General features: G+C 36.5%; 5 protein-coding genes. 2 read left to right on the top strand and 3 right to left on the bottom strand.

What is annotated here, in order from left to right; translation table 11 throughout:
• Positions 1-181: 181 nt before the first annotated feature.
• Complete coding sequence (locus ACIQ2X_RS12355; protein WP_396179224.1) at positions 182-2098, bottom strand: LTA synthase family protein; 1917 nt, start codon at positions 2096-2098, stop codon at positions 182-184.
• Positions 2099-2231: 133 nt separating this feature from the next.
• Here ACIQ2X_RS12355 and ACIQ2X_RS12360 point away from each other — a divergent pair, with 133 nt between their 5' ends.
• Both ACIQ2X_RS12360 and ACIQ2X_RS12365 read left to right on the top strand, forming a co-directional pair.
• Entirely contained in the window at positions 2232-4007 is a 1776-nt protein-coding gene (locus tag ACIQ2X_RS12360; protein ID WP_396179225.1) for an AMP-dependent synthetase/ligase, read from the top strand.
• A 182-nt stretch (positions 4008-4189) separates the two neighbouring features.
• Entirely contained in the window at positions 4190-4627 is a 438-nt protein-coding gene (locus ACIQ2X_RS12365) for a hypothetical protein (protein WP_396179226.1), read from the top strand.
• Between the two features lie 99 nt (positions 4628-4726).
• Here ACIQ2X_RS12365 and ACIQ2X_RS12370 read toward each other — a convergent pair whose 3' ends face one another.
• Positions 4727-5962 carry a PQQ-dependent sugar dehydrogenase gene (locus tag ACIQ2X_RS12370; RefSeq protein WP_396179227.1) on the bottom strand — a complete coding sequence of 412 codons (1236 nt, stop codon included), beginning with the start codon at positions 5960-5962 and terminating at the stop codon, positions 4727-4729.
• A gap of 172 nt (positions 5963-6134) precedes the next feature.
• Positions 6135-6756, bottom strand: a 622-nt coding sequence (locus ACIQ2X_RS12375) for a hypothetical protein (RefSeq protein WP_396179228.1), incomplete at its 5' end; no start/stop codon positions are given.

Here is a 6756-nt window from a genome sequence, read left to right on the forward strand (position 1 = left end):
CTTAAGGCAGACGATTTTGCAGCAATCGTTAGAGCGGCGGTGTAGTTTTGGTTGCGGGTTTTTAAGTTTGAGGTTGTAAGTTTCAGGTATGAGGTTTCAAGTTTGAAACCTCAACTTACCATCTCTTAATTGAAAACTGAGACTGCAATTGAAAACTGCGACCGCGACTGAAAACTAAAAACTACTCCAGCCTCCGCTCCACAATTCTATTCATGTAATCTTGGACAAAACATTTTACTCTCACTTCCAGCAAATCCATTTCAGGGTTTCGTTGTGCAATTAAATTGTGCTCCATATTTTTATCATCTTTGGCATAAAAACCTACCGCTTTCTTTCCGTCAAAAGTACAAATGTAATTGCCACTCATGTATTGGTACACATTTGCCGAATGTTTGATTACAAAAGGCGCTATTTTACCTGAACTGACCAAGCTCCTACCCCAACTTCTAAAAGGCTTTTGGTAACCCATCATGTCTAATAAAGTTGGATAAATATCAATTTGTTGGGCCCAATCCCCGTTTACTCCTTTAAAACGTTCGTCGGCAGTGTAAAACAAAATAGGAACCGTATTTCGCATAAATTCTTTGCGGTATTCTTCATAGAAAATAGTGTTTGAATGATCGGCAACCATCACAAAAATCGTGTTTTTAAACCACGGTTCTTTTTTAGCAGCAGCAAAAAATTGGCGCAAAGCAAAATCGCTGTACCCGATACTTTCGTGGATATTGGCATCGCCTTTTGGAAATTTACCCGCATATTTTTCAGGTACTTCGTAGGGTTCGTGTGACGAAACAGAGAATAAAGTTGCCATAAAAGGTTGTGGCTTTTTATCTAAAGTCCGCTTCATGTATTGAAAGAACGGTTCGTCCCAAATACCCCAAACACCGTCAAAATCCGCATCGTTGTTGTATTCCTTTTTCCCATAATAATGCTCAATTCCCAAAATATTTCCGAAGCCTAAAAAACCCATCGAACCATTTGGCGCTCCATGAAAAAAGCTCGTGTCGTATCCTTCATCGTTTAAAATTGAAATCAAAGATTGTGTTTTTTGCTTGACAAATGCCGACGAAGTATAGGCATCCTTAAAAGATGGAACACCTGCCAAAATAGACGACATTCCATGAATGGACTTAAAACCATTGGCATAAGCATTGGTAAAAATCAAACTGTGTTGTGCCAAAGAATCTACAAAAGGCGTATAACTTTTGTAACCTGGAATGTCTAGATCTTTATTGAAACTGCCAAAATATTCGCGACCGTTACTTTCCATAATCAAAACTACAATATTGGGCTTGGTTGGTGGATAATTACGGTATTGTTTAATGGGTTCTACGTAGGTTTCAATGTCTTTTTCCGAAACCATTTCGACCTTTTTAAACGTATTCACATTAAGCGTTCGAATGATAGAAAATGGTGTATTCAATACAAAATCTCCTTGCGAAACATGACTCACGTATCTATTGGCATCCAGTAAGTTTATAGGCCGTGTACTTTTCTTAAAATCTCCCCGAATACCACCTATCGATAAGGCTACAATTCCTAGAAATGCAATCGTCGAATAAATAAAGTACTTGCCATTAGTTAAAGGCAACTCTGGACGCACTTTTACCTTTTTAAATAAATAAATCCATAACGCACTTAGTAGAAAGAGTAGTAAAAACACATGCCAATAATTATACAGAAAGTTCTTAAAAAGCAGCATTTTATTTGACTCATTTTCCAACGAATCCATCGCTGCAAATGTGGTTCTAGAAAAGATAAAACGATAGTAAATGAAGTCGATAAAATTACTGCTCCAAACCGTCAGATTGCAAATAAAATATACATAAAACAGCATATTCTGGTAACTTCTTTTGGTATTGATAACCAAAGGTAGTACAGATAAAAGTATAAATAATCCATTGGAATATAAAATAGCGGTGGTATCAAATGCCAAACCGTGCCAATACAAACGGAAAAATTCGTAGGTACTGTTGATTTTCAACAAACTTGCATTGTAAATAAAAAAAAGAAAACGTGCTACGAAGTAAAAAAAATAAGCCAACAATAATCTGTAGGCCAATACTTTATACTCGTTCCCTCGAAAAAAATTTTGCATATCCTTAGCCGATTTTTAAAATGTAAAGAGTGCAAAACTACATATTTCATAATGATTATTTAATATTAGGTTGAAATATTGTAAATGAATTATTTATTAATTAATTTGCATGCACAAAAACAAATCGAATACAATGGCTGCAATCACAAGACTCTTCGACTTTCCATATCACCAGCAAAAAAACCACAACATTCCCGATGCATTGGTCACTAAAAAAGACGGAACGTGGGTAAAAACTTCAACCGATGAATATATTCAATTAGCCAACACGCTCTCTCGGGGTTTACTACGATTAGGTGTCAAAAAGAACACGAAATTAGCAGTCATTTCCAGTAACAATAGAACCGAGTGGCATATTGTTGATATCGGAATCTTGCAGTTGGGTGCTCAAAATGTACCCATTTATCCTACAATTTCCGAAGAAGATTATGAGTATATTTTAAACCATTCTGAAGTGGAATATTGTTTTGTTTCCGATTCCGTTGTTTTAGAAAAAGTAAACGCGATTCGAAAAAATGTACCAAAACTAAAGGAAGTTTATTGTTTTGATTCCATTGAAAGTTGCAAAAATTGGCAAGAAGTCTTGGATTTAGGAAAAGATCAAAGTAACCAAAGCGAAGTAGATACAGCAAAAGATGCAGTAACTGAAGAAGATTTGGCAACCATTATTTATACTTCTGGAACCACTGGAAGACCCAAAGGAGTGATGCTTTCGCACAAAAATATCGTTTCAGATGTTTTGAACAGTGAAAAAAGAATTCCGTTTGTTGCAGGGCAAACGAAAGCCTTGAGCTTCCTCCCTATTTGTCATATTTTTGAGAGGATGGTCGTGTATTTGTACCAATATTACGGTGTAGGAATTTATTTTGCAGAATCCATCGAAAAATTGACCGAAAACCTCACGGAAACCAAACCCCATGTGATTACTGCCGTTCCGAGATTGCTAGAAAAAGTGTATGATAAAATTTATGCTAAAGGATCTGATTTAACTGGGATTAAAAAAGTACTATTTTTTTGGGCAATTGATCTAGGCTTGCGATATGAACCTTATGGACAAAACGGATGGTGGTATGAAACCCAATTAAAACTAGCTAGAAAACTGATTTTTAGCAAATGGAAAGCAGGTTTGGGAGGCAATCTAAGTTTGATGGTTTCTGGAAGTGCCGCTTTACAGCCAAGGTTAAGTCGCGTTTTTGCAGCAGCGGAAATTCCTGTAATGGAAGGCTATGGATTGACCGAAACCTCTCCTGTTATTGCTGTAAACGATATGCGAAATCGCGGATTCAAGGTTGGAACCGTAGGAAAAGTGATTGATAATGTAGAAGTTAAAATAGCCGAAGATGGCGAAATTTTGTGCAAAGGACCCAACGTAATGATGGGATATTATAAGGATCAAGAGAAAACCGATGAAGCAATCAAAGACGGTTATCTTCACACAGGAGATATTGGTCAAATTGACTCCGAAGGATTTTTGAAAATCACCGACCGTAAAAAGGAGATGTTCAAAACTTCGGGAGGGAAGTATATTGCTCCACAACTAATTGAAAATGCGATGAAACAGTCGCGCTTTATTGCTGAAATTATGGTCATTGGTGACGGCGAAAAAATGCCTGGTGCTTTTATCCAACCCGATTTTGACTTTGTGAAAAAATGGGCGAAGAAAAAAGGCATCAAATTCAGCACGAACGAAGAGATGGTTCAGAACGATGAAATCAAAAATAGATTCCAAGACGAAGTGGAGGAAATTAATAAAAAATTTGGTAGTTGGGAACAAATCAAACGATTTGAACTTACCCCCGATTTATGGACAGTCGATGGCGGACAACTTACTCCTACTATGAAACTTAAACGTAAAGTCATGATGGAAATATACAAAGATTTGTATGTAAAGATTTACGGTAAGAATTAAGCCTCCCCTCCCGAAGCGTCGGGACCTACAAAGGAGGGTCTTTCAAGAAGGAGAGGAGTGAGGCGATAGAAGATGGAAAGTAACAAATACAAATTGAAAATTTCTGAAACGTTCAACCTACAACTCATAACTCCAAACCTGAAAACCTGAAGCTTACAACCAACAACTACAACCTACAAAAAATGGACAATTATAATTTTCAAAAAGACGTTCCCACCTATTGTGTAACCGCTGAAAGCTTTCCAGAAGGGATTGCAGCGGCTCATCAACAATTACATACACTGTTACCCAAAAATGATCGCAGAGATTTCTTTGGTATTTCCTATCCAGACGAAAACGGCATTATGATTTATAAAGCAGCAGCCCAAATTATGGAAGACGAAAGTCTACCTGGATTAGAAACTTTTGTCATTAAAAATGGTCCCTATAATTCGTTTTACATTTATGATTACAAACAAAATCCTGATAGCATTGGCGAAGCTTTCGAATTGTTACAAAAACAGCATGAAGTAGATCCAAACGGGTATTGTCTGGAATGGTACATTAACGAAAATGATGTAAAATGTATGGTACCTCTCGGAAAAGAATACCAAGAATTTACCGGTTTAAATAAAGAATAAGATTTTCTAATTTTACGGTTCAAAACTTTTCAACTGTTTTTAAATTCAAATTACACATTTAAAAACAGTTGCTTTTTTTAGAGAAAAATTTTAAACGCTTTATTTATCAATTTTATATAGACGCCCTTGATCGGTAATTGCATACAAAGCGCCATTTTTTCCTTGAATCACATCTCTAAACCTTTGATTTTCTTTCTCTAATAATCGTTCTTCGCCTACCACTTTATTATTTTGAATGACCAGTCGTGCAATATGTTGACCGCTCAAAGCTGCAACGAAAAGATTATTTTGCCACGAAGGTATTTTGTTTCCCTTATAAAAAGTAATACCACTTGGTGAAATAACAGGATCCCAATAATAAACGGGTTGTTCCATTCCTTCTTGTTGCGTTTTCACAGGGGCAATTGGTTCGCCCCCATACTCAATTCCGTAAGTAATTATTGGCCAGCCGTAATTTAAACCCGGTTGAACCCTATTAATTTCGTCTCCCCCACGCGGTCCAAATTCACTTTGCCACAAATCGCCCGTTACAGGATGAAAAGCGATTCCTTGCGGATTTCTGTGACCAATACTGTACAATTCAGGTAAAGCACCCGCTCCATTAAATGTTGGATTTCCTAGTGCTGGTTGGCCATTGGTTGTGATTCGGATAATTTTACCCAAACCCGACGTTACCGCTTGTGCTAAAGGCCGTGTTTCGATAACAGAACGCTCGCCTGTACTTAATACTAAGTGTCCCGTTTTGTCAAACAAAATGCGTCCTCCGTAATGCAATACACTAGCATTTGGCGGATTGGTTCGGTAAATTACTATTGCATTTTCGATAGTAGTTTCTGAATTGGACAACTTCCCTTTGGCTACAGCCGTAACATTACCTCCCGCAACCGATTCGGCAAAAACCCAATAAACCATTTTATTCGTGGCATATGAAGGGTCGAGACATATTCCCAACAAACCTCCTTGAGCCACATTGTTTACCACTGGTAATCCAGTAATTGGTGCACTTACAACACCTAAAGTATCCACAATTCGCATACTGCCACTCTTCTCAGTAACTAACAATCTACCGTCTGGCAAATCAGTAATACCCCAAGGTTGTGATAAGGCTGATGTAATAATTTTTGATTGGAATGTAGATTTAACCGTTCCGTTGGCTCGAGTTTGTCCATCGAAAGCGGGTTTATAATTGGTATTTGCTGCGTTTGTTTCCACTCCTGCAATAGGTTCAATTGCAGAATTATTTTCTTCAAGATCTTGTTTGCAACTGGTGGGTAACATCAGTATAGGAGCTAAAATCGATAAAAGTCGAACGGTATTTAAAATTGGAATATTCATATCTGGAGAAGTTTCAAAGTTACTATTTGTACTAATGCTAAATGGTGTGGTAAGTTATAAACATTTATTAAAAATCTGAATTTAAGTGAGTTAAAAAATGTAGTACTTCTGTTAAATCTGAATTTCTGTCTTTAAAAAAAATATTTAAATATTTGCTGATTTCAATTCATTTTTACTTCGGTAAAAACCGCTGATGGTCGTACAATTTATGTTCTAAAATGTACTGGATCACAAGATTCTTTTTTTGTTCCTCAGTCAAATTTTGATGGTATTTTTTAGAAACCACAAACTCCAATCGGCTTCGTTCCTCATGTGCTAAATTTTCATAATAAGGAAGCACTAATTGACTGTTTTCGAAGTCGTTGAGATCGATAAAAGGTATTTGTTCTTGATTAGTTGTGTTTTCCTTGCTTTTGGTTGCAATAGGATTCTTGGGTTCTATATTTATTTTTTCTCTAGTCGTTGAAACTGGATTGTAAGGAAGCTCGGTTTGTTCTGAAAATGCCAAGTTGTTTAAAGAAACTACGCTTTTGGGATCAAGTATATTTTGTAAAATGTAGCGATCTGTTGCGTGTATTTTAGTTAAAATCAGACCAATTAACGTTGCCAAAACCGTTTTTAACCCAAATTGTAAAGAATCTGTTTCTAGTGTTCCAATTGTTACCAATAAAGAAGTAACTCCATAAATGATAAAGGTATAACCCAAAAGCATAAAAAGCTTTGGCTCAATTATACGTATCGTTCGAAGTCGGTTACCAAGTAATATGCAAATCAAAATGATTGCAAAATTTGAT

Origin of the sequence: Flavobacterium sp., from assembly GCF_044368625.1 — a bacterium.
Lineage (GTDB): Bacteria > Bacteroidota > Bacteroidia > Flavobacteriales > Flavobacteriaceae > Flavobacterium.

Excerpts from the sequence above, each read along its gene's own strand:
- ACIQ2X_RS12355 (WP_396179224.1), bottom strand. The coding sequence starts at position 2,098 with ATGCAAAATTTTTTTCGAGGGAACGAGTATAAAGTATTGGCCTACAGA.
- ACIQ2X_RS12365 (WP_396179226.1), top strand. The coding sequence starts at position 4,190 with ATGGACAATTATAATTTTCAAAAAGACGTTCCCACCTATTGTGTAACC.
- ACIQ2X_RS12370 (WP_396179227.1), bottom strand. The coding sequence starts at position 5,962 with ATGAATATTCCAATTTTAAATACCGTTCGACTTTTATCGATTTTAGCT.
- ACIQ2X_RS12360 (WP_396179225.1), top strand. The coding sequence starts at position 2,232 with ATGGCTGCAATCACAAGACTCTTCGACTTTCCATATCACCAGCAAAAA.